General features: G+C 33.6%; 23 protein-coding genes. 9 read left to right on the top strand and 14 right to left on the bottom strand.

Going from position 1 to position 24042, the window contains the following annotated elements; genetic code table 11:
* Positions 1 to 172: 172 nt before the first annotated feature.
* Both HQN62_RS16460 and HQN62_RS16455 read right to left on the bottom strand, forming a co-directional pair.
* Positions 173 to 1129 carry a glycosyltransferase family 2 protein gene (locus HQN62_RS16460; protein ID WP_173505179.1) on the bottom strand — a complete coding sequence of 319 codons (957 nt, stop codon included), beginning with the start codon at positions 1127 to 1129 and terminating at the stop codon, positions 173 to 175.
* A 3-nt stretch (positions 1130 to 1132) separates the two neighbouring features.
* A complete protein-coding gene (locus tag HQN62_RS16455) occupies positions 1133 to 1675 on the bottom strand; it encodes a DUF4199 domain-containing protein (RefSeq protein ID WP_173505178.1) in 543 nt (180 codons plus the stop codon).
* 236 nt (positions 1676 to 1911) lie between these two features.
* Between HQN62_RS16455 and HQN62_RS16450 the strand changes: the two genes are divergently transcribed.
* From HQN62_RS16450 to HQN62_RS16440, 3 genes are all read left to right on the top strand, one after another.
* Positions 1912 to 2163 (top strand): type B 50S ribosomal protein L31, encoded by a 252-nt coding sequence (locus tag HQN62_RS16450; protein WP_116797397.1) that lies wholly within the window; start codon positions 1912 to 1914, stop codon positions 2161 to 2163.
* Positions 2164 to 2334: 171 nt separating this feature from the next.
* A complete protein-coding gene (locus tag HQN62_RS16445) occupies positions 2335 to 3510 on the top strand; it encodes a GlmU family protein (RefSeq protein ID WP_173505177.1) in 1176 nt (391 codons plus the stop codon).
* Positions 3511 to 3745: 235 nt separating this feature from the next.
* The gene (locus HQN62_RS16440) at positions 3746 to 5380 is read left to right on the top strand and encodes an ABC-F family ATP-binding cassette domain-containing protein (protein ID WP_173505176.1); all 1635 of its coding nucleotides are present in this window, start codon (positions 3746 to 3748) and stop codon (positions 5378 to 5380) included.
* 54 nt (positions 5381 to 5434) lie between these two features.
* Here HQN62_RS16440 and HQN62_RS16435 read toward each other — a convergent pair whose 3' ends face one another.
* The 4 genes from HQN62_RS16435 to HQN62_RS16420 all read right to left on the bottom strand — a co-directional run bounded on the left by HQN62_RS16435 (position 5435) and on the right by HQN62_RS16420 (position 9897).
* Positions 5435 to 6529: an ABC transporter permease gene (locus HQN62_RS16435; RefSeq protein WP_371811614.1), complete on the bottom strand. Its 1095-nt coding sequence runs from the start codon at positions 6527 to 6529 to the stop codon at positions 5435 to 5437.
* Positions 6530 to 6597: 68 nt separating this feature from the next.
* Positions 6598 to 7551: an HlyD family secretion protein gene (locus HQN62_RS16430; RefSeq protein WP_173505174.1), complete on the bottom strand. Its 954-nt coding sequence runs from the start codon at positions 7549 to 7551 to the stop codon at positions 6598 to 6600.
* Positions 7552 to 7560: 9 nt separating this feature from the next.
* Positions 7561 to 8946, bottom strand: coding sequence for a TolC family protein (locus HQN62_RS16425; RefSeq protein ID WP_116797402.1), 1386 nt, complete (start codon positions 8944 to 8946; stop codon positions 7561 to 7563).
* A 261-nt stretch (positions 8947 to 9207) separates the two neighbouring features.
* Positions 9208 to 9897, bottom strand: a complete 690-nt coding sequence (locus tag HQN62_RS16420) for a DUF5692 family protein (protein ID WP_173505173.1) — start codon at positions 9895 to 9897, stop codon at positions 9208 to 9210.
* A gap of 443 nt (positions 9898 to 10340) precedes the next feature.
* On the opposite strand from HQN62_RS16420, the gene HQN62_RS16415 reads away from it, so the two are divergent.
* From HQN62_RS16415 to HQN62_RS16405, 3 genes are all read left to right on the top strand, one after another.
* Positions 10341 to 11429: a calcium:cation antiporter gene (locus HQN62_RS16415; protein ID WP_173505172.1), complete on the top strand. Its 1089-nt coding sequence runs from the start codon at positions 10341 to 10343 to the stop codon at positions 11427 to 11429.
* 110 nt (positions 11430 to 11539) lie between these two features.
* Positions 11540 to 12877: an amidohydrolase gene (locus HQN62_RS16410; RefSeq protein WP_217362498.1), complete on the top strand. Its 1338-nt coding sequence runs from the start codon at positions 11540 to 11542 to the stop codon at positions 12875 to 12877.
* Positions 12878 to 12993: 116 nt separating this feature from the next.
* The gene (locus tag HQN62_RS16405; RefSeq protein ID WP_173505171.1) at positions 12994 to 14133 is read left to right on the top strand and encodes a hypothetical protein; all 1140 of its coding nucleotides are present in this window, start codon (positions 12994 to 12996) and stop codon (positions 14131 to 14133) included.
* Between the two features lie 60 nt (positions 14134 to 14193).
* On the opposite strand, the gene HQN62_RS16400 is transcribed toward HQN62_RS16405, so the two are convergent.
* Complete coding sequence (locus tag HQN62_RS16400) at positions 14194 to 14496, bottom strand: GNAT family N-acetyltransferase (protein WP_116797406.1); 303 nt, start codon at positions 14494 to 14496, stop codon at positions 14194 to 14196.
* Between the two features lie 371 nt (positions 14497 to 14867).
* On the opposite strand from HQN62_RS16400, the gene HQN62_RS16395 reads away from it, so the two are divergent.
* Entirely contained in the window at positions 14868 to 15545 is a 678-nt protein-coding gene (locus tag HQN62_RS16395; RefSeq protein ID WP_116797407.1) for an alpha/beta hydrolase, read from the top strand.
* Positions 15546 to 15584: 39 nt separating this feature from the next.
* On the opposite strand, the gene HQN62_RS16390 is transcribed toward HQN62_RS16395, so the two are convergent.
* Together HQN62_RS16390 and HQN62_RS16385 are read right to left on the bottom strand one after the other, a co-directional pair.
* Positions 15585 to 16280 carry a TlpA family protein disulfide reductase gene (locus tag HQN62_RS16390; RefSeq protein WP_116797408.1) on the bottom strand — a complete coding sequence of 232 codons (696 nt, stop codon included), beginning with the start codon at positions 16278 to 16280 and terminating at the stop codon, positions 15585 to 15587.
* 172 nt (positions 16281 to 16452) lie between these two features.
* Complete coding sequence (locus HQN62_RS16385) at positions 16453 to 16968, bottom strand: DUF2892 domain-containing protein (RefSeq protein WP_173505170.1); 516 nt, start codon at positions 16966 to 16968, stop codon at positions 16453 to 16455.
* Between the two features lie 166 nt (positions 16969 to 17134).
* On the opposite strand from HQN62_RS16385, the gene rpmH reads away from it, so the two are divergent.
* The gene (gene rpmH / locus HQN62_RS16380; RefSeq protein ID WP_008464848.1) at positions 17135 to 17296 is read left to right on the top strand and encodes a 50S ribosomal protein L34; all 162 of its coding nucleotides are present in this window, start codon (positions 17135 to 17137) and stop codon (positions 17294 to 17296) included.
* Positions 17297 to 17449: 153 nt separating this feature from the next.
* The gene (gene carB, locus HQN62_RS16375) at positions 17450 to 20305 is read left to right on the top strand and encodes a carbamoyl-phosphate synthase large subunit (RefSeq protein WP_116797410.1); all 2856 of its coding nucleotides are present in this window, start codon (positions 17450 to 17452) and stop codon (positions 20303 to 20305) included.
* A 64-nt stretch (positions 20306 to 20369) separates the two neighbouring features.
* Here carB and yiaA read toward each other — a convergent pair whose 3' ends face one another.
* From yiaA to HQN62_RS16350, 5 genes are all read right to left on the bottom strand, one after another.
* Positions 20370 to 20765 (bottom strand): inner membrane protein YiaA, encoded by a 396-nt coding sequence (gene yiaA / locus HQN62_RS16370; RefSeq protein WP_116797411.1) that lies wholly within the window; start codon positions 20763 to 20765, stop codon positions 20370 to 20372.
* A gap of 13 nt (positions 20766 to 20778) precedes the next feature.
* Positions 20779 to 21453 carry a TIGR02117 family protein gene (locus tag HQN62_RS16365; protein ID WP_254454448.1) on the bottom strand — a complete coding sequence of 225 codons (675 nt, stop codon included), beginning with the start codon at positions 21451 to 21453 and terminating at the stop codon, positions 20779 to 20781.
* Positions 21454 to 21663: 210 nt separating this feature from the next.
* Positions 21664 to 22104 (bottom strand): SRPBCC domain-containing protein, encoded by a 441-nt coding sequence (locus tag HQN62_RS16360; RefSeq protein ID WP_116797413.1) that lies wholly within the window; start codon positions 22102 to 22104, stop codon positions 21664 to 21666.
* An 18-nt stretch (positions 22105 to 22122) separates the two neighbouring features.
* Complete coding sequence (locus HQN62_RS16355; protein WP_173505168.1) at positions 22123 to 23016, bottom strand: dienelactone hydrolase family protein; 894 nt, start codon at positions 23014 to 23016, stop codon at positions 22123 to 22125.
* 86 nt (positions 23017 to 23102) lie between these two features.
* A complete protein-coding gene (locus HQN62_RS16350) occupies positions 23103 to 23711 on the bottom strand; it encodes a YkgJ family cysteine cluster protein (protein WP_173505167.1) in 609 nt (202 codons plus the stop codon).
* Positions 23712 to 24042 lie beyond the last annotated feature (331 nt).

Genomic DNA, 24042 nt, shown 5'->3' with positions numbered 1-24042 from the left:
AGCTATTTCCTGCTATCCGCTATATCTTTTCTTTTCTCGTCAAAAAAAAACGAGAAAAGAAAAGGATGCCGCTTCTATCAGGGCTAGACCCGTAAAGCGAGAAATTCAGTTCTTATAACTTATTTTAATTTTATGTTTAGTTCAGAAATTGCTTTTATAAATCAAAAAAAAATTAAAAATTCACTTCAGTTGAGACCTTGTAACGTTCCTCGTTGTTCTTGGTTCTCAAAATAATTTCTCCCAGAAACCCTGCCAAAAATAATTGCGTTCCCAAAACCATTGTTGTCAATGCAATGAAAAACCAAGGATTGCTAGTAACTAAGTTATATTTCATTCCCATATACATATGATATAGTTTTGAAACTCCAATATATCCAGCTAATAGAAAACCAAGAATAAACATAAAGGAACCAATTGCTCCAAATAAGTGCATCGGTCTTTTTCCAAATCGGGAAAGAAACCAAATCGTTATCAAATCCAAAAAACCATTAATGAAACGTTCCATTCCAAATTTGGTTTCGCCATATTTTCTAGCTTGATGCTGCACAATTTTCTCGCCAATTTTTCCAAAACCTGCATTTTTGGCCAAAACCGGAATATATCGGTGCATTTCACCAGATACTTCAATATTTTTGACTACTACATTCTTGTAGGCTTTCAGTCCACAGTTAAAATCATTCAATTCGACCCCAGATGTTTTTCTGGCAGCCCAATTGAATAATTTCGATGGAAGATTTTTGGCCACAACAGAGTCATAGCGTTTCTTTTTCCATCCCGAAACCAAATCGTATTTTTCTTTGGTAATCATTTCATACAAACCAGGAATTTCATCCGGACTGTCCTGTAAATCGGCATCCATCGTGATAATCACATCGCCTTTTGCTTTGGCAAAACCTGCGTGCAATGCTTGGGATTTTCCAAAGTTTTTCATAAATCGAATCCCTTTTACATTTGAATTCTCAGCGGCAAAACTTTCAATAATATTCCAGGATTCGTCAGTACTTCCGTCATCCAAGAAAATGATTTCATAACTATAATTGTTAGATTTCATTATAGAAATGATCCAAGTGTACAATTCTTGTAGAGATTCCTCTTCGTTAAGAAGCGGTATGAGTATTGATAAATTCATTAATTAGATGCTTTGCGGTTTTTCGTTTTTTAATACTGCGCCTACAATTAGGGAGTAAATTAAGCCAAAGAAAGAATACATGGCTAATGTTACAGGTAAAACAATTAAAGGATTCATGAATTTTTTCACCATTGAAAGTCCCATTTCAATTTGTTCACCTGTCATGTTTGGATTTTTTGCTAGCATACCTTCTTTGGTAATAGCTATCATTTCATCTATGAATTCGGGAAAAATGAAATTGAAAATAACATTAAAAACTGCATATATAAGCGCAGCGATAAAAGTTATGGAAATTCCTGTTTTGAGACTTTCACTAAGCGTTATAAAGCCGCTGTTGATGTTTTTCTTGTAATTTGTACAACCTATATATATAAATAAGATAGGTAATAACATGTAATTGGAAATGTTTACAATTGTTCCGACACTCGTGTTGATTAATGATTTCATTCCAACTAGGTACATAATTACGAATTCCAAAACCATTATGACACCGAATAAAACACCATACAAAACACCAGATTTTGCTGGTGATACATTATTTTCCATAGAGACTGTTTTTATTAATCTACAAATATAGCAATTCCCAATATAATGGCGTGTAAAAAATGATTTTTACAGCCATATAAAAAAAGTTACACAAAGGTTTGTATATTGAAAAATAAGTGTAAATTTGCAGACTCAAAATAATATTGTAAAACAAAAAGTTATAGCGTGTTTATACCTTTTCTGTTAGAAGAAAAGCTTCAAGACAAGTTATAATTAACAAATAAAAAAGATTCAAGATGAAAAAAGGTGTACACCCAGAAAATTACAGATTAGTTGCTTTTAAAGACATGTCAAATGAAGATGTTTTTATCACTAAATCTACTGCTGATACTAGAGAAACTATTATTCACGAAGGTGTTGAATATCCAGTTGTAAAAATGGAGATTTCTAGAACTTCTCACCCTTTTTACACAGGTAAATCTAAACTTATCGATACTGCAGGACGTATTGATAAATTCAAAACTAAATACGCTAAACACGTTAAATAATTTTAACTGTTTTTCAAATACATTAAAAGCCTCGCAATTTGCGAGGCTTTTTTATGGAAATTTGTTTCATATTCTTTTCGTATGGCATTCCTTACTTCTGCAAACATTTAAAAATAGTTGTAACTTTGCGGTGATAACCAAATCACATTTTAACAATTTACAATTTAATTTATGAACTACATACTTTTTGACGGTCCCGCTCGAAATGCTTTGTTGCCCTTTACTTTTACCCGTCCTGTTGCCGATATTCTTGTTGGTATTATGACGATTCGTCAAAAATGGGAGGCATATTTGGGGTCTACAACTACAACCGTAACTGAGGAATATTTGTCAGAGAAATTTCCAATGGTAGAGTTGGAGGAAAATGTAATGATTAATGCTTCTTTCTTACCAAATACTGTTTTGGCGGAAATGGTTAGTAATCTTGAACCTAATCAGGCTATTTTCAAAGGAGATGATGTTATCGCTTTTTATACAAATGACGAACAGGAGTCTGTGGATTTTGATACTTATGAGATTTTGGAATACAATGAGAATTGTATTATTATCGAAAATACTTGGGATATTTTTTCCAAGAATGATACTGCCATCCGTGAAGATTTTGAGTTTTTGACAGCCGATAGGAAATCACAACCAATACCAAAAAGTGTAAATGTAATTGCACCAGAAAATGTTTTTATTGAAGAAGGAGCTAAATTAGAGTTTGTTACCTTGAATGCTTCGGCTGGTCCTATATATATAGGTAAAGATTCTGAAATAATGGAAGGGTCAATCATTCGCGGGCCTTTTGCTTTATGCGAAAATGCACAAGTAAAAATGGGAGCCAAAGTTTATGGCGCAACAACAGTTGGACCATATTCAAGAATTGGTGGTGAGGTTAAAAATTCTGTGCTTTTTGCTTATTCCAATAAGGGACACGACGGATTTCTTGGGGATTCAGTCTTAGGCGAATGGTGTAATATTGGAGCAGACAGTAATAATTCCAATCTCAAAAATAATTACGAAGAAGTTAAATTGTGGAGTTATGAAACCGAAGGGTTTGCCAAAACAGGTCTTCAGTTTTGTGGACTGATGATGGGAGATCATAGTAAATGTGGTATCAACACCATGTTCAATACAGGAACTGTGGTAGGAGTAAGTGCCAATATTTTTGGAAGTGGTTTTCCACGTAATTTCGTGCCGAGTTTTTCTTGGGGAGGAGCAGCAGGATTCACTACTTATGTTACCAAAAAAGCTTTTGAAACGGCAAGGTTGGTGATGAGCCGCAGAAACGTTGAGTTTGATGAAACTGAAGCTGCTATTTTGGAACATATTTTTGAGGAATCAAAAAAATGGAGAAAAGATTAAAGGAATGAGATAATTTTTCAATTTGGCAAAGAGATAATTAAAATGAATTGCTTCGTAAAGGTTTTGTGCTTTTACGAAGCTTTTTTTTTAAAAATAGATTTTTGGATGTAGCGAAAATTATCTAATTATCTAATTGACACATTCTTTAATTAACCTATCTTTGCGCCTTCAAAAAAATGTTCAGTTTAATATTCACAACTTTAAACTTTTGAACATTAAACTTTAAACAAAAATAATGATTACAATTAACGATATTTCGGTTCAATTTGGTGGTACAACCCTTTTTAGTGATGTTTCTTTTGCAATAAATGAAAATGATAAAATTGCCCTTATGGGTAAAAATGGTGCTGGTAAATCAACACTTTTAAAGATTATTGCTGGACAAGGAAAGCCTTCCACGGGTAATGTTTCTGTTCCAAAAGAAGCTGTTGTTGCTTATTTGCCACAGCATTTATTGACTACTGATGGAGCTACGGTAATGGAAGAGGCTTCAAAAGCTTTTGGTGAAATTTTCAGTATGAAAGCCGAAATCGATGAAATCAACGAACAATTGACTATTCGTACCGATTACGAGAGTGATGCGTATATGAAATTGATCGAAAGAGTTTCGGACTTAAGTGAGAAATTCTACGCGATTGAAGAGGTGAATTATGAAGCCGAAGTAGAGAAAATTTTAATAGGTCTAGGTTTTGTTCGTGAAGATTTTACACGTAAAACTTCGGAGTTTTCTGGAGGATGGAGAATGAGAATCGAATTGGCTAAAATCCTTTTGCAAAAACCGGATTTAATTTTACTGGATGAGCCTACCAATCACATGGATATCGAAAGTATTCAATGGTTAGAAGATTTCTTGATTAATTCGGCTAAGGCAGTTGTAGTGATTTCACACGATAGAGCTTTTGTGGATAACATTACCAATCGTACTATCGAAGTGACGATGGGGCGTATTTATGATTACAAAGCAAAATATACTCATTATTTGGAGTTAAGAAAAGACCGTCGTTTGCATCAGCAAAAAGCGTATGACGAGCAACAAAAAATGATTGCTGATAACAGAGCTTTTATCGATCGCTTCAAAGGAACATTTTCTAAAACAGATGCAGTTCAGTCAAGAGTAAAAATGTTGGAAAAGTTAGTTATTGTGCAAGTTGATGAAGTAGATACCTCGGCTTTGCGATTGAAATTTCCTCCTGCTGCCCGTTCTGGACAATATCCTGTTATTGTAAAAGACATGTCTAAATCTTATGGAGATCATGTGGTTTTCAAAGATGCTAATATTGTTATAGAGAGAGGGCAAAAAGTAGCTTTTGTAGGGAAAAATGGAGAAGGAAAATCAACAATGATTAAAGCGATAATGAAGGAGTTTGGTCCAGATAGCGGTTCTGTTGAAATTGGCCATAATTCTCAAATTGGATATTTTGCTCAAAATCAAGCGGCCTTATTGGATGAAAATGCGACTATTTTTGAAACTATAGATGATATTGCTGTTGGTGACGTAAGAACACAAATCAAGAATATTCTTGGAGCTTTTATGTTTCATGGAGATGATATTACTAAGAAAGTAAAAGTACTTTCTGGAGGAGAGAAAACTCGTTTGGCAATGATCAAATTGTTGCTTGAGCCTGTGAATTTATTAATTCTGGATGAGCCTTCAAATCACTTGGACATGAAAACTAAAGATATTATCAAGGATGCTTTGCGTGATTTTGACGGTACTTTAATTTTAGTTTCTCACGATCGTGATTTCCTTGACGGATTGGCTACAAAAGTTTTCGAATTTGGTAATAAACGTGTTGTAGAACATTTTGAAGATATAACCGGTTTCTTGGCTCACAAGAAAATGGACAGCATGAAAGAGATCGAAAAATAATTTTTTTCATAAGATAACAAAAGGCAAGAGTTTCATTTCTCTTGCCTTTGTTTTTTATAGGTCACTTTTTAGAACTGATTTTTTCTTAAAATACAAAGCGATGTAAGCCCAAACCGCACAAACACTTCCTATGATAATCATGTTTTTAATGGAATCCCAAGTTTGTGAGAGCGTACCATTCTCAATAATTAATATTCTGAAAGCTTTCAAAAAATGTGTCAAAGGAATTACATTGGCAACGCCTTGTACCCAATTGGGCATTTGGCTTAATGGCCAACTGAATCCACTTAATATAAAGCTAGGAGTTGCAATAACCATTAAAATTTCGGTAGCTTTAAGCTGATTTGGAATTAATATACTCACTAATATTCCGATGAAAGATACAGATAGAACGAATATTCCTGCCACAAATGTGAGTTGGAGTAAATTGTCGAAAAAAGGTATTCGGAAATAAAAGGTAAACATCCAATACAGTAACCAAACCCCAAAGCTCATAATAAGGTAAGGAGCGATTTTTATGCTCATCATTTTTAAAACCGAAGGGCATTGTTCAACTAAAATTTTAAAAGTTCCATTCTCAAATTCCGAGGCAAAAGATAAGGCTAGAGCCAATAATATGACTTGTTGTAAAACAGCTGCCAAAACACCTGGCCATAAGTAATATAAGTAATTGCTGCTGCGGTTGTTTTTTTTAACAAAAGTGGTTTTGAAAGGCTCATTTTGTGATGCTAATAGTTTTTCCGGAACGCCTTGCTTTCTTAAGGTTTCCATTTGAACGCCTACTTTTAAGGTTCCTAAACAAACCTGTATAGCATTTGATGAAAAATTTGCCGTTAGAATATTTGCAGTATTGACAATAGTTATTATTTCTGGATACCGTTTGGTGAGCACCATTTTTTGAAAATCTTTTGGAATAATTACGATACAATTGGCTTCATTGTCAATCGCAATTTTTGAAAGATTATTCTTGTCGAATAAAAGTGCTTTGATAGTTATAACTTCGTCATCATTAAACATTTCAATAGCTTTCGAACTCATTTCGGATTGATCCATATCTACCACGATTATGGGTAAATCAGTTGCTTTTCCTTTGCTGTACACATATCCTAATAAAACGGCATACAATAAAGGTGCCCCTATAAAGAGCATTCGTAAGATTTTATTTTGCCAAAATAATTGAAATTCTCTTTTTAAGAGGGAAAAGAAATTTTGCATAATTATAATGATAAAGTTACAGTTGTTTTGGTAATTAAATCTTTTGCTTCGCTAATATTAACAGGGGTAATTTTTACTTCAAACAGGCTTTCTTGCAATTCATAATCGGGATAAGCGGTTGCAATGTTACCGTATGAACCCAATTGTTTAATGATTGTGATTTTTCCGTTTATTTTTCTGTCTGAATTGGGGATATTGATGGTTATTTCTTGTCCTTTTTTGAATCCGGAAAGTTGGCTCTCCTGTACTGTAAATCGGAAGTAGGTGCTATTACTTATGTAACCATTAAATAAAGTATAACCTGGCAAGGCTAGTTCTCCCAAGTTAAGTGTTATGGTTTCAATACTCATATCTTGAGGTGCTATTACAAAGCGCTCTTTGTTGGCAGATTCTACTTCCTGCAAAGCGCCGTATGCTCTGTCTTGTTGACCCAAAGCCATTGTTTGTTGTTCGATTCTAGCCCCTTTTTTGGCTTCGTCAATTTCGGCTAATACAGCATTATATTGAGCTTGTGCTCCTTGATATTTTGCAAATGTTTCATCAAAAGTTTGTTGGGAAACTAAGGAATCTTTGAGCATATTGCTTAATCTGTTTATTGATTTTTGGGCAAACTCATATTGCTCTTTCAGTCCCATTTTTTTGGCTTCAAGTTGTTTGATTTGGTTGTCTGTAGCACCCTTTAGTGCCATCGAATATTGTGCTTTTGCACTTATTACAGCACCTTCGGCTTGACTTTTTTTGGCGTCTACTTCGGGGATATCAAGGATGGCTAAGGTGTCGCCTTTTTTTACAAAGTCACCTTCTTTTACCAATATTTTAATTATTTTACCAGGAATCTTACTTACTACTGCAAGTTGTTCATTCTCTACTTTTCCTTGTAATAGGGTATTGTTTTTAGGTTTATTACAGCTTAATGCAATCAATATCAGGAACAGTATGGTGATAGCTCTTTTCATAAATAATGTTTATTTAGATAATTTTTTAGACAATTCTCCAGTAGTTATAATAGTTTCAATAGCTGCTAATCGCTCTTCTATTAAGGTGTTTAATTTGGTGGTGGATACTTTAAAGGAATCATTTTCGGCTTCTAATAGTTCCGAAACATTGATAAGGCCTTCTTTGTATTGTTTGGAAGCTAAGTTTAAATTGTTTTTAGCTACTTTTTCTTGCTGATTTGAAATTTCAATTTTTTTCAATAATACCTGATAGTTTACAATGTTGTTTTCTAACAGCAATTGCAGTTTTTGTTTGGTATCATCAATTTGATTTTGAACTTTTTCGATATTTAGCTTGGCTTCGTGTATTTTGTGTTCTCTTTCAAAGCCTGCGAAAATTTCCCATTTCATAGCAGCTCCAACCATTAACAATGGGTTTAGTGAAAATTCATTTACTCCAAGACTTAGTGGTTGATTTATAATAGGAACTGTTGAAGTAGTTCCTTTCAAATCAAATATACTGGAATAAGTAATGCCTCCAAAAGCGCCAACGGTAGGTAGATAAGTGCCTTTTTCTTTTTTTAATAAATACTCACTTGCCAATTTAAATGATTCTAAAGCTTTGATTTCTTGTTTATTGTCAGTGGCTAAATTGGTATCAAAAAGAACATAGGGTACAATTTCGTATTGTACAGTATTAATTTCTGTGTTGGAATAACCGGTTAGGTACTCGAGTTTTTTATAGAGTAATGCTCGTTTTCCATTTAATTCTATTCTTTTAGATTCTAATTCTAACAGTGCTAGTTTTATTTTATCCCTGTCATAAGGAATGGCTAGCCCCAGTTCAATGGCCTTTGAAACTCTTTTGGTTTCGGTATTCAACCTTTTGTCACTATCATTAATTAGTTTTTCGGTTTCGTTGATTAATCGCAATTGATCAAAAGTGTTAATTACATCTTTGATGATGGCGTCTTTCTCGGAGTCTTTTAGGTAAGCTGTTCCTATGGCTTTTTGTTTGACCGCATTGGCTCCATTGGGTATTTGCATTCCGCTAAATAATACGCTTTTTGCCATAACACTGCCTATAAAAAAATTACCCGAGTTATCATAAGTTGCTTTGTCGTTGAACAGCGGGATATTTACAATTGGAATAGTTGATGTGGGAAGGTCTAGCGTTAAGTTGCTGTCAAAATAAGAGTATAGTGCGTAGGCTTCTACAGTTGGGATATATTTATTGCGAATCCCTTTTTCCTGAAGGTTTAATTTCTCAATTTCTATTGTCGAATTTTTAAGCGAAATGTTTTTATCTATAGCTTTGTTAATAGCTTCTTCAAGACTTGTAGAAACTATTATCTGAGAATATAAATTTGTTAGGAATAAACAAAAAATGGATAGGTAAATAATTTTCTTATTCATTAAAATTGATTTTTATAATTTTATAAACTTTAGAAAATGTACAATGCTTAATAGTATAAATTTAAGTAAAAAAGAGAATTGTTGTACTATTATTCTGTTTTTTATTTAATATTCTTTTTTGTTAATTCACGTGTACTTCTTGACCAAAACCAAATCGTTTGTCTTCAATCATTTTAGAGAAATGTATATAGGCAAACGCAGCATTGACACCAAAACTAATAAAACCTACAATTAATAACATAGTTTCATTTTATTCTGGCATTATATAGGTTTTTGAATTGTCTCAGCATAGTAATTGAATGTGAAAAGATACATCATCCAAGCACTTAAGGTAATGACGCGAGCCTGAAGCCAAGTACTTTTTTTGATAAATAAAGCAGGAACGGTACAAGAAAATAATACGGCAACATTGAAAAAAGTGTGTTGTGGTACACAGAAATAAATGTAAGCAAAATTCCAAATGTCATAAGCAATTATCCAAAATACAAGCATGTCAGGCCAAATCATGTCTTTTATATTGTCTTTTGTAACATTCATACCCAACCATCCAGATATGGTTATAATAGAAAGTATACCAGCCGCACCATTGAGATAATGCCATATTCCGCCATTTTGTCCGCCAAGTTCAAAATCTCTTGCAGAAGCTTCTAGTATGTTTATGGCAAGGATTAATGCGGGAAAAATAAGTAAGTTATTATTTTCGCCCCATTTTGTATATCGAATAACTATAAAAATAAGAGCTCCAGCAATTGCTGAATACAATTTGGCTGTGTAGAACCAAGTGTTTATGGTAGCATCTGGATGATCTGCTGCTGTCGGCCATATTGTAAATGTTAATACACCAGCAAGACCTACAAAAACAATAATTGAAAGCCATTTGGATCGTCTAAAAACTTCGTTCAAAATTAATAAGCTAAGAAAAATTGATACCACATGAATAATTTTTTCCATAATATTATTTTTTTAATTTACTAGTAATCATAAAGTTATATTAATGTTTTGCTATTAATATTGAACAAATGTTAAATTTTAATGTTTTTGTTTAATTGTAATAGTCTGTGTGCAAATTTTAATTTTAGAATAAGAATTGCGTTTTAAAATCATTTAAAAAAATATAATATTTTAAAATATTGTGTGTTTTTTTAATTAAATAATGTTTTAAAATGCTATAAAATTTAAATGAATCAAGAAAATTATGTTTTGAATTTTTTTATTCATTTACATAAAAACACTTGTTAAAAAACGAAATGCTCATTTGCATTCAATTAATGTTGTTTATATTTGATTAGCGTCTTGATTAAACAATTAGTCAAATAATTATTGTTATCAAAATTTTATAGCTAAGGTTGTTGTTTTTTACTATTGTGGTTGATTATTAAAATAATGAAGCTGGTATGGAAAAAGATCTTACTGATAATCTACCCTTTTGGAGTGTTATAGCACCAATTTTAACTTGTATTATTTATGCAGGATTGCAATTAAACTTTGGAGGTTGGTACTTAATGCTTTTAACTGTAAGTCTAATAGTGTGTATTTTAGCTGCAGTTCATCATTCGGAAGTTATTGCGCTAAGTGTTGGTGAACCGCTGGGAACTTTAGTTTTGGCTATAGCTATAACAACAATCGAGGTTGCATTAATAGTTTCTTTAATGTTGGCTGGTGGAAAAGACACAGCAGTTTTGGCTAGAGATACCATATTTGCCTCCGAAATGATTATCATAAATGGGATTGTCGGTGGATGTTTATTGATAGGAGGAATTAAATTTAAGGAACAAAAATACCGATTGGATGGAGTAAGTGCTACATTGACAGTATTCACAGCAATATCTGTTCTAACACTTATACTGCCTAATTATACCACTAGTATTTCTGGTCCTTTGTATAATTCAAATCAGTTGTTTTTTGTAGCAATCATATCACTAATACTTTATTGCTCATTCTTACTGATGCAAACTGTAAAACATCGTGATTATTTTTTACCTGAAAATACAGAGGTTAAACAAGAACTACATAAAGCTCCCCCTTCTAAAAAAGTAAGTATAATAAGCTCGATATTGCTCTTAATTGGTTTGGTGGCAGTTGTACTATCTGCTAAAGCTCTTTCGCCAAGTGTAGAAGTAGGAATAGATGCGGTAGGTGCTCCAAAATCTGTGGTTGGGATTATCATAGCAATGGTAGTTTTATTGCCCGAAGGGTTATCTGCTTTACATGCTGCCCGAAAAAACCGATTGCAGTCCAGTTTGAATTTAGCATTAGGTTCTGCTCTTGCCAGTATAGGATTGACAATTCCTGCTGTTGCTTTTGTTTCCTTATATTATGGTTTGCCTCTTACTTTAGGGATTGATTCAAAATCTACAGTTTTATTTATTCTTTCACTTTTTATATTGTCACTTTCATTACGAACAGGTAAAACAACTTCTATTCAAGGAGTGGTTTTGTTGGTTATATTTTCGATCTATTTATTTACAACAATAGTACCTTAGATTGGTTTTGTATTTAATTGCAATTCGTTTTTATCACTATAAAATTAAAGACTTTTAAGGAGTAAATGAAGGTGAATAAGTTTGTAGAATAACGATTAAATAATAAAATCATGAAAAACAATAAGACATTTTTTTTATCAATACTTTTATTATTGCTCATCGAAAATGTAATAGTTGCGCAATCAAATACATCAAACCCAGAATTAAATAAAGTAGTAGATACTGATACTAAAAGATGGATAGATATGTTTAAAGACATACATGCAAATCCGGAATTAGGTTTCATGGAGGTACGAACTGCCGCTATTGTTGCCAAAGAATTAAAAGCTTTAGGATTTGAGGTTAAAACTGGAATTGGTAAAACAGGTGTAGTAGGTATTTTGAAAAACGGTATTGGCCCTGTTGTAATGTATCGCGCCGATATGGATTGTAATTCAGTTCAAGAAACGACTGGAGTTGCATACGCAAACAATAAATTAGTAAAAAATAGGGCAGGAGAGGATGTGCCTGCGATGCACGCCTGCGGACATGATGCACATACAATTTGGATGTTAGGTATTGCTAAAGCCATGGTAGCTTTAAAAAAGTCCTGGAGTGGAACTTTGGTAATGGTGGGGCAGCCAGCTGAAGAGTTGGGTGAAGGAGCAGAAGCTATGATTAATGATAAAATGTATGAAAAAGGAGTCCCTGTACCCGATTATTTATTTGGCATGCACACAGCTCCATTCCCAGTTGGTTATATTTCAAATGGTAGTGGAAAAAGAATGGCAGGTATGGATGTGCTGGATGTCACATTTTATGGAATTGGAGGTCATGGATCTTCTCCTCAGGTTGCAAAAGACCCAATTTTGATGGGAGCAGCTGCCGTAATTGAATATCAAGCCATAATAAGTCGGGCCATTGACCCACAAAACGCTGCTGTGATCACTGTAGGTTCTTTTCAATCGGGTATAGATAATAATGTAATCCCTGGTTCGGCACTACTCAAACTTAATTTGCGCTGGTTTAATGAACAAGATCGTATCCTAATGCTAAACGGAATTAAACGTATAAATGAAAGTATTGCCTTTGCCTATGATTTACCCAAAGAATTGTATCCAACATTAACCATGAAAGGAATGGCATATCCACTGGTAAATAATGAAGTTATGGTAGACAAAGTAAATAAAGCGTTAGAAGCGGTTATTGCGCCTGATAAAAATATCAAAAACATTCCTGCCGTTATGGGGTCTGAAGATTTTCATCATTTAGTAATTCATAATCCGAAGCCAGTTTATGACTATATGCTGGTTGGTGTAGCTAATAAAGAAGCTTCAGAAAAGGCGGCTAAAGAGGGTAAGATGTTTCCGTTTTTTAATCACAATAGTAACTTTGAAGTAGATTTAAGCTCAATTCCACTAGGTGTTACTCTCGGAACAACCGCTTTATTAGAAATTTTTAAAAAGTAAAAACGAATTTTATGGGGGTTAAGTTATAAAGTATTGAAGATGATTAAACCTTTGTTGCTTTAATTGGTCAAATAACAAAAGTTAACGATTTTAATTTTTTACGTAAAGACTTTATTATGAAAAAAGGAAAGTATTATTTATCTATAATCTTGATTATTTTTATTGGTTATGCGGGATATTCGCAATCCAATGAAGAGCCGGAAGCTTTGGGTTTGCCTGGTGACGATCTAAATTTATATGCCGTTTTGGATGTTTTTCAGAATTCAACCACTATTGAGAAATTTGAGGAATCATTAAATGATGAAAACTCTAAAATCAACAATTTGGATTTGGATAATGATGGAAAAGTTGATTTTATTAAAGTGAAAACCGAAAAAGAGGGCGACAATTTTATGTTTATTCTTCAAGTTGAACCCAATAAAAATGACATACAAGATGTAGCTGTAGTTTTTGTAAACAAAGACAAAAATAAGAATATTTCAGTTCAAATAGTTGGAGATGAAAATTTATATGGTAAAAATTATGTGGTAGAACCTCTTGATTCAAAAAACACTACCACTACGATAAATCCGGGTTATACAGGAACAGAAAAGGTTGTGACAACAACAGTTAATGTGGTTACAAGTCCTGTAGTGGTTTATTTGTATTCACCAGTTTACGTGCCATATTATCCGCCTTATTATTATGGATATTACCCCCATTATTTTAGACCATGGGCGCCATTGTATTTTAGTGTCTATTATCATAATCATTACCATTACCACAATCATTATTATAGACCACCTTATTATCATTATCCATCTCATTATAATAATTATTATTCCAGAAGAAGTACATCTGTTATAGTGGTGAACAATACGAGAAACGGCAATTATAAAAGGACTTATAATGGGAATAATTATAGAAGGCCAAATAATCCAACAACAAGACCGTCAACTACAACTAATAATCGTCCGTCAACTCGTCCAACAACGCCTGCAACTCGACCTACTTCACCATCGACGACTCGACCAACAACGCCATCAACTAGGCCTACGTCACCATCAACAACACGTCCTGTGACACATCCGACATCGCCATCAACTAGGCCTACGTCACCATCAACAACACGTCCTGCGACTCGTCCGATATCACCATCAACTCGACCTACGTCACCTTCGACAACACGTCCTGTGTCTCCGTCTGCAAGACCGGAAAATACTCGAACTTCTACACATAATTCAACTACAAGGCAATCTTCTCAAAGGAATAAATAGAATTGCAAAGTTTAGGATTTACAAAAAGAGCCAGTTTATTAATAAACTGGCTCTTTTTTATTATATCCGTATTCCAGGTGGAAGCAATTCTTTGTAGATTGGGTTTTTTTTAAAGAAAGCAACAATTTTAGGAAGAATAGGCACTACTTTTAATTTTTTTTCAATAGCAGTTTCCATGATGTTCTTTAGGAAATTAGAAATTAGTTCTTCGTCATTGTAATTTTCAGGAACGTTAATCTTGGTTAAAAATATTTTTTTCTCCTGAAAAGAATACTCAACAGAAACAATTCCGGTTTCTACTTTTGTTTCAAATTGTCGGGCAAAAGCATTGTCTTTAATCTCTAATTTTGTTGTAGTTTCCATTTTTGGGTTTTATTGATGCAAATAATGAGTTGTTGTTTGTTTTTTAAGTAGTACATAAAACATTAAAACTACATTTTAAGTAAGCTTTATCTTCTATATTATAAATTTAAATTAGTGTTGAAGTAATTTTTGTGCACTGAATTTGTTATATAAAGTGCAAAGGTAATGATTTGATAATCAGTCGCAAAAGTTTTTGTGATTAACTTACGAAACTGAATTTTTAAAAAGCGTGCATTAGTTGATGCGGATTGTTTTTTGGTTCTTGTTTTAAATGTGAAATATATCTTCAAGTAACCTGTAAATGGGAATAAAATATTTAATTTTAAAAAATGGTATGGTAAAAACTAATATTGATTAATGGTTAATTAGTTATGAATAAAGTTCCGGTTTATTTTATGCCTGGTTTGGCGGCGAGTGTTTCTATTTTTGAAAGGATAAAACTCCCTGAATCAGAATTTGAAATGTTTTTTTTGGAATGGGAAATTCCATTAGAGAAAGAATCTTTACAGGACTATGCCAAACGAATGACGGAAAAGATTAAACATCAAAATCCAGTTTTGATAGGTGTTTCTTTTGGCGGTATTTTGGTTCAGGAAATGGCACGATTTATTTCGGTACGTAAAGTTATAATTATTTCCAGTGTAAAAAGTAATTTGGAGTTTCCCAAAAGAATGCTAATTGCAAAAAGCACGAAAGCTTATAAATTAATTCCAGTTGGTTTAGTTCAAAATATTGAAAGTCTAGCCAAATTTTCTTTTGGCAAAAAAGTAAGTGAAAGACTTAAATTATATGAAAAATTTCTTTCGGTACGAGATAAGCGATATCTGGATTGGGCTATTGAGCAAGTTATTTTGTGGGATAGGTCTGTTGTTGATCAAAATGTGATACATATTCATGGAGATGCAGACGATGTTTTTCCAATTAAAAATATTACTAATTGTATAGTCGTTAAAGGTGGTACTCACGTCATGATTTTAATGAAATGTAAATGGTTGAATGCAAATTTGCCTAAAATTATTCTGGATCAATATAGTGGTGAAGAATTATAGTTAAACAATATAATAATAAAACGAAGTGAAAAGAAATAATTAATTAGTGGTGAAGCTTTTTTTACTGGTTAAAGCTTTCATGAGATTTTCATTAATGTCTTTGCTGAAGTAATTATAGCTGGTGATAATGGCTTCTTTAATAGGAGTTTTTATTTTTGTTTTACTTTCAAAATGTTTAATGTTGACAACATATTTATTTTCATCAACAAAAATTGAGGTTGGAAAACCTAAAGTGTGCTTAATGGTTGCCACAATATGAGTGTCTTTTGAATAGTATTCATTGGCGTAACATACTTTAATATTGTCACTAAATTTATAGGCGATATTTTTTAGATCACTTTTTTTATCCCAAAACACTACAATAAATTGCATGTCATCACGATGTTCTTTAGCTAATATATTTAAAGCGGGAATCTCTCCTTTTGGAATTACGCACCAAGAAGCGTAAGTGATGATGAAAATAGGCTTGGAGATTCGGTTAATTTTTACGTTTTTTTCTTTGTAAACTTTTAAACTGAAATCATCAAATTTTGTTCCGATGAGTTTGTTTTTTACTAAGGAGTCAAAAAGGTTTTTGCCTTCCTCAATGTTTCTTTTTTCGTAAGCGTTATTGCTTGCTCTTTTATAAGGATTTATGTTTTCTTTTATAGCGTCAGTTAGGTATGTAATTGTGTCTTGGCAATATGATGCCGTAAAGAATAAAGATACAATTAGTGTAAGTAAAAATCTGCGCATAAATCAGTAGGTATGAAACGGTTGGCTAAAATATCTTGTTTGTATTTAATAACACAAAAATAACGTTGAACAACATATTAATCCGATGTAATACTTACGATGTAAAAAAAGTCATCCTAAAACAAGGATGACTTTTATAATATAATGAGAATAAGTGTTTTAAACTTGAAGTTTATATTTTTTTCATTTGCTCTTTCATCATAGCAATCTGATCTTTAAGCATGTTTTGCTTGTCTAATTTTTTTGCTTCATTCAATAAAGAGGTAGCTTCTAATTTTCTTCTGCGAGTCATTGCGACACCAGCTAAGTTTAATTTGGCAACTGCCAAATCCATGTCCATTGATAATCCTAGTTCGATTGCCTTTTTGAAATATTTTTCAGCTTGGTTGATATTCGTTTGCGAAAGCATAATTCCATGTAGGTAATTGAAATATCCTTGTTGCTTTCTAACCAAAGCTGTTTCAGGATTTTTGATGTAAGCTAACCATTTTTTGGCTCCTTCAAAGTCTTGTTTTCTTAGTTTTAAGAAGGCAAGTAGAATAAGTTCGTTTTTGAAATATAAAAAAACTGGGATTCCGGACAATATGATAAGGAAAATTCCGTTTCCTATATTGCTTTCTGTAAATTGCCAAATGCTAGTGATTATAATAAGTCCAGCGAGAATAAGTTTGATATTTTTATGAAACATAATATGTAAAGATTTGTGGTTACAAAGATAGTAAAAGGATTTAAAAATATTTTTTAAAAACTACTTGCCAGAAAAAAAAGTCTTTGTATATTTGCACTCGGTTTTAGAATAATGGTTATTCAAAAATAAATAGATACTTAATTAAGATTTTTAAACATACAAAGCAATGAGCAAAAGAACGTTTCAACCATCGAAAAGAAAAAGAAGAAATAAACACGGATTTATGGATAGAATGGCTTCTGCTAATGGAAGAAAAGTTCTAGCGCGTAGAAGAGCTAAAGGAAGACATAAGTTGACTGTTTCTAGCGAACCAAGACACAAAAAATAATGTTTGTATAAACATCTATAAGGCGTTACTTTTTTTAGTATCGCCTTTTTTTATACCCAAGCGGTACTGCTGTATTAAGTTTGAAATTTGAGTTTTTCTAACAAATTTTAAATTTTAAGTGATAAAAAAACAACAACTACAACACATAATAAAATGCCAAAAGATACATCTATAAAATCAGTTTTAATAATAGGTTCAGGTCCGATAGTTATTGGTCAAGCATGTGAATTTGATTATGCAGGTTCACAGTCAGCCCGTTCCATTCGTGAAGAAGGGATTGAAGTAATCTTAATCAATTCCAATCCAGCAACAATTATGACCGACCCATCTATGGCGGATCATGTTTATTTGAAGCCATTGACGACTAAGTCTATTATTGAGATTCTTAAAGCACACCCGCAGATTGATGCGGTACTTCCAACTATGGGAGGACAAACAGCTTTGAACTTATGTTTGGAAGCAGACGAAAAAGGAATTTGGCAAGATTTTGGAGTTCGAATGATTGGTGTAGATGTAAATGCCATCAATATTACTGAAGATAGAGAGCAGTTCAAACAATTGCTTCAAAAAATAAATGTTCCTACTGCACCAGCAAAAACAGCTACTTCTTTTCTGGAAGGAAAAGAAATTGCACAGGAATTTGGTTTTCCATTAGTAATTCGTCCTTCTTTTACTCTTGGAGGAACTGGAGCAGCATTTGTACATACTAAAGAAGAATTTGACGAAAAACTGACTTACGGATTGGAGATGTCACCTATTCACGAAGTTTTGATTGACAAGGCTTTGATAGGATGGAAAGAATACGAATTAGAGTTATTGAGAGATAAAAACGACAATGTTGTGATTATCTGTTCTATCGAAAATATGGATCCAATGGGAATTCATACTGGAGATTCAATTACTGTGGCGCCAGCTATGACGTTGTCGGATACGACATTCCAAAAATTACGTGATTATGCTATCTTGATGATGCGTAGCATCGGAAACTTTGCAGGAGGATGTAACGTGCAGTTTGCCGTTTCGCCAGATGAAAAAGAGGATATCGTTGCGATTGAAATCAATCCTCGTGTATCTCGTTCATCTGCTTTGGCTTCAAAAGCGACAGGTTACCCAATTGCAAAAATTGCTTCTAAACTGGCTTTAGGATACAACTTAGATGAATTGCAAAATCAAATTACCAAATCTACTTCGGCTCTTTTTGAACCAACTTTAGATTATGTAATTGTAAAAATACCACGTTGGAACTTTGATAAATTTGAAGGGGCTGACAGAACTTTGGGACTTCAAATGAAATCGGTAGGAGAGGTGATGGGAATTGGACGTTCGTTCCAAGAAGCTCTTCACAAAGCCACTCAATCATTAGAAATAAAAAGAAACGGTCTTGGTGCCGACGGAAAAGGATATACAAACTACGAGCAAATTATTGAGAAACTCACTTTTGCAAGCTGGGATCGTGTTTTCGTAATTTATGATGCTATTGCAATGGGAATTCCATTGAGCCGTATTCACGAAATCACAAAAATCGATATGTGGTTCTTGAAACAATACGAAGAACTATATACTTTAGAAAAAGAAATTTCAAACTATAAGGTTTCTAATTTACCAAAAGAACTTTTACTTGAAGCAAAGCAAAAAGGATTTGCCGACAGACAAATCGCTCACATGATGAATTGTCTGGAAAGCGAAGTTCATGCTTTGCGTATGACAATGGACATCAACCGTGTATTCAAATTGGTTGATACTTGCGCAGCCGAGTTTCAAGCTAAAACACCTTATTATTACTCTACTTTTGAGGCTGAAATTGAAAAAGCCAATGGTGAACGTTATGTTGACAACGAAAGTGTTGTAACCGACAAAAAGAAAATTGTTGTTTTGGGTTCAGGACCAAACCGAATTGGGCAAGGAATCGAGTTTGATTACTCTTGTGTACACGGAGTTCTTGCCGCCAAAGAATGCGGATATGAAACTATCATGATTAACTGTAATCCAGAAACGGTTTCGACTGATTTTGACACAGCCGATAAATTGTATTTTGAGCCTGTATTCTGGGAACATATTTATGATATTATCCAACACGAAAAACCGGAAGGAGTAATTGTGCAATTAGGAGGACAAACTGCCTTGAAATTGGCTGAAAAATTATCTAAATACGGAGTAAAAATCATCGGAACTAGTTTTGATGCTCTTGATTTAGCAGAAGACAGAGGACGTTTCTCTGAATTGTTGACCGAATTAAAAATTCCATTCCCGCAATTTGGAATTGCAGAAACTGCAGACGAGGCTTCGGCATTAGCAGATACTTTAGACTTTCCTTTATTGATTCGTCCTTCTTATGTATTAGGAGGTCAAGGAATGAAAATTGTAATCAACAAGCAAGAATTAGAGGAGCATGTAATCAATTTATTGAAAACAATTCCAGGAAACAAATTGCTTTTAGACCATTATTTGGCTGGAGCAATCGAAGCCGAAGCGGATGCGATTTGTGATGCTGATGGTAATGTTTATATTATAGGTATAATGGAGCATATCGAGCCTTGTGGAGTACACTCTGGTGACAGTAATGCTACTTTGCCACCTTTCAACTTGGGTGAATTTGTAATGCAACAGATAAAAGATCACACTCATAAAATTGCCAAAGCTTTAAAAACAGTAGGTTTAATCAATATACAGTTTGCGATAAAAGACGATACCGTTTATATTATTGAAGCAAATCCTAGAGCTTCGAGAACAGTTCCATTTATTGCAAAGGCTTATGGTGAACCTTATGTTAACTACGCTACAAAAGTAATGTTGGGACACAATAAAGTAACTGATTTTGATTTTAATCCAAAATTAAAAGGGTATGCTATCAAACAACCGGTTTTCTCTTTCAGTAAATTCCAAAATGTGAACAAAGCATTAGGGCCAGAGATGAAATCAACAGGAGAAAGTATCTTGTTTATTGATGATTTGAAAGATGATCAATTCTACGAATTGTACTCTAGAAGAAAAATGTATTTGAGTAAATAAGCTCGAGTTTAGATATTGAAAAAGCCCCAATTTTTGGGGCTTTTTTGTTGATTTTTTTTAAGTTTTACTCGTTTGAGAAAGCCATATTGTCTCTAGTGTTTTTCTGAACAGAAATAGCACCAAACAAGGCTAATAAAAAAGCAAAAGCATAAAAGCCTTTTTCGCTTGGTAAAATTGTCGCATTCCAAAGTCCAACTGTTAATAATACGATTGATAGAATAGTTCCGAACCAACAAATACTGTAATAAATATCGGTTACCGGAAGTTTTTCAAGTCTGTCTCTAACACTTTTTTGCAATGAAACCACAGCAAAAAGGCCAAACATTAAGACTGTAAAATAATACCCTTTTTCATTTAAAAGCATTTCAGCTCTGGCAAGCCCAGCTATATATCCAACTGTTCCAGCTCCAAGAGCTACCCAAGATGCCGCTATAAAGGCATTAGATGTTTTTTGTACCATGTTTAATTTGTTTTTATTTATATTTTGAAAAAATCCCTGAATCTAAAGCTGTCCAAAAACAACATTTTTGACCACTGGCCTTTAGGCCACTATTTGCCCAGGTATTGCAAGTATGAAATAAGCTATAGCTTCCATTAGCTTCATAGAAGGCATCTGTTTTTCCGTAATTTGCATCTGTTTTTATGTTTAAAAAATTACCTGAGGCATCCTTTTGAAAACTTTCGGCGATGTATTTTATTAAACGATCGTATTGCTCCTTACTTATCATCATTTTTTTGCAATCATCACCTTCAGTCATTTTTTTGTAATAGGTTGCATGAATTGCAGTAGTACTTAAACCGGTGGCGGCTTTAAATGCAACCGAAGTTTTTAAGTCTGACCATTCGGGAGTTTCTAAATAAAAACCTTTGTCGCCCCAGCCCATTGCCAAATATTTGTATGTAGAATCTGCTATTTTTGTGTTTTCAAATTTTATTTGTTTGCTCCAGTCAATTTGTTCGTTTCTTATAGGTACTACAATGTCAGTATGGACGCCATTTGTCAAAATGTAAACTTCTACTTCAGGTTTTGTATCCGGCTCTTGATTTACCGTAATTTTAGAAAGGGAAAATACAGCTATTATGTATAGAAATATAAATCCAAAGAATGCCAAAAATATTTTGAGAGTAATTTTTAATGCTTTTTTCAATGATGTCAGTTTATAATTTTTAAATATGATCTTATTGTTAAGATACAAAAATAAATAAATTAACATCTTATCAAAATAAAAGACAATAAATTATTAAGTATAATCTTTCGTGTAGTGTTGTGGAAAAAGCCTCAAAATAGGATTTAACTTTTTAAGACTCTTCAAATGGAACTTTTTAATGGAATCAGGATTTCAAATAAATTGTTTTCTTTAATTTTCGCGCATAAAGTCAAATGCTCCCTTGCGAAGTTGTATTCCATATTCGAGATAGGCTTTCATGCAGGCAAGAAAATTTGCCCAGCCTTCTGTGTTTCCTAGAGCCCATTTCAGGTTGGCTTCGTTGTATGTTTTTCCGTCTTCTGTTACTTTTATAACGGTGCTTTTGTCGGGTTGTTCTTCCAATATGATTTTCACGACGGTTTTCGGATCCCAAACATATGAAACTGAACGATTGATTTCAATTTGGATGTCTTTTATGGTAACTTCAACTGGGAATTCGGGAAATTTCCAAATCAATTCTTTTCCAGTTTCCATTCGTCCGCTACTTTCAGATATGAAATAATTCGTCATCTTTTCGGGATTTACAATTCCTTCAAAAACTTCTTCAATCGGTTTTTGTATTTGTATTGTTGCTTTGGCTATCAGGTTCATGATATTGAAATTTTGTAATTATTTTTTTTTGAGTTTCTCCTTAAAAAAATCAATGGTTCGGGTCCATGATAAAGTAGCAGCGGCTTCATCATATCGAGGAGTGGTATTGTTGTGAAAACCGTGGTTTACTCCTGGATAGAAATAAGCATTATTTTCGACTTTATTCTTTTTGAGAATGGCTTCATAAGCAGGCCATCCCTCATTGACGCGGGTGTCTAAACCGGCATAGTGAAGCATAATTGGAGTCGTTATTTTTTCGGCTTCTTCCGCTGTGGGTTGTCCACCGTAATACGGAATTGCTGCGGATAAAGTCGGGATTTTTACCGCCATCATATTGGCAATCCAGCCTCCAAAACAAAATCCAACAACACCTACATAACCATTACAGTCTTTATGGGATTTTAGATATCCGTAGGCTGCAATAAAGTCTTTGAGCATTTCTTCTCGGGTGCGTTTCTTTTGAAGTTCCCTTCCCGCATCATCATTTCCGGGATAACCTCCCAGTGGAGATAGTGCATCGGGAGCCAAAGTAATGAAGCCTTCCAGAGCCGCTCTTCTTCCTACATCTTCAATATAGGGATTCAATCCTCGATTCTCGTGTACGACAATGATTCCGGGTAATTTTTTTTTGGTTTCCGTTGGTTGTGATAAAAGTCCTTTGATTGCCCCACCGCCTTTTGGAGATTGATAGGTTATGTATTCTGATTTTATTCTTGGATCATTGGGTTTGATTGTGATAGAATCCACATAATTGGGAGTCATAAAGCTAAGGAGAGACGGTACAGTTATGCTTCCTATTGCAAACAGGGACAGTTTTTCGATAAATTGCCTTCTCTCAATTTTATTATGGGCATAGTCATCATATAGATCAAAAATTTCCTGACTGATATCTTCCTTGGTTAGTTTTTTCATGGGTTTTTTATTTGGCCCAACTAATTTAGAAAAAAAAGCGATTGTTTTTGTATTATTGATAATTGCGTATAAGTGAATTTTTAATTCTAGGCAATATTTTCAAGTCCTCCTGGAAAAGGCCTATAAGCGTAATAATGCAGGACTTCTTCAATAGCCATTTTTAAGGCTTCATTGATGGGAAGTAAAGTAATTCCAAGTCTCTGGTCAATTTGCGTTAATCGCATATAATAGTCCGAAAAAATAGGAACATACAATCCTTTGCTAATTGCTTCTTCGGTATTGTTGTAGTTTTCCTGTTGGTTCTCTTTTATGATTTTACAGGTATTTAATCGTAGCTCGCCATATTTATCTCTACTGGCGGCATAGCCAAAAAGTCTGCAAATTAATCCACGGTATTTATAGTCCGTGCATCTGCCGTTTTTGTTGTCTGTAGTTGAAAGCGATTGGTATAAATGACAAAAAGTACTGGTTTTGGTATTTAGTTCTTCTAAAACAGTTTCGGCTTTTCCATTTAAAAATAAGTAAAAGGCCCATGGTAAAAATTCTAAAGGCGAAGCGTCTATATTTGGTTTTGAACAGCACTGACCACAACCTGTAAGACAATGTAAATTTGTTTCTGATTTGAAATTAGTTATTTCATTCTCTAGGCGGTCAAATAATTCTTCAATCAGTTGAACTTTATGTTCTATAGACATTATTTTTTGTCTAATGTACGCTATTAAATACCGTTAAGTGGGTAATCTGGTTTTACTTACTGTTTTATTGGGTTATTTTGTTTTTGAAAGGAAAACAGTTGAAATGTATTACGTGTTTTGCACTCTCTGCCTGCGTAAATTTGTAAAACTAAAAAAAATTAAAATAGACTGTATTAAAATGGCAGGTATTATTTGGGCGTGACCCTTCGTGAAAAACTACGGGTCGGGCTTTCCGTTCCCGCTTTTTTTCTTTTCAATTGCCACGGGTTTAAACCCGTGGCAATTGAAAAGAAAAAAGAGCTCCACTATAATCCCTCACGCGAGCAACTGC

Origin of the sequence: Flavobacterium sp. M31R6, from assembly GCF_013284035.1 — a bacterium.
GTDB lineage: Bacteria > Bacteroidota > Bacteroidia > Flavobacteriales > Flavobacteriaceae > Flavobacterium.
This window is presented reverse-complemented; position numbering and strand designations above follow the sequence as displayed.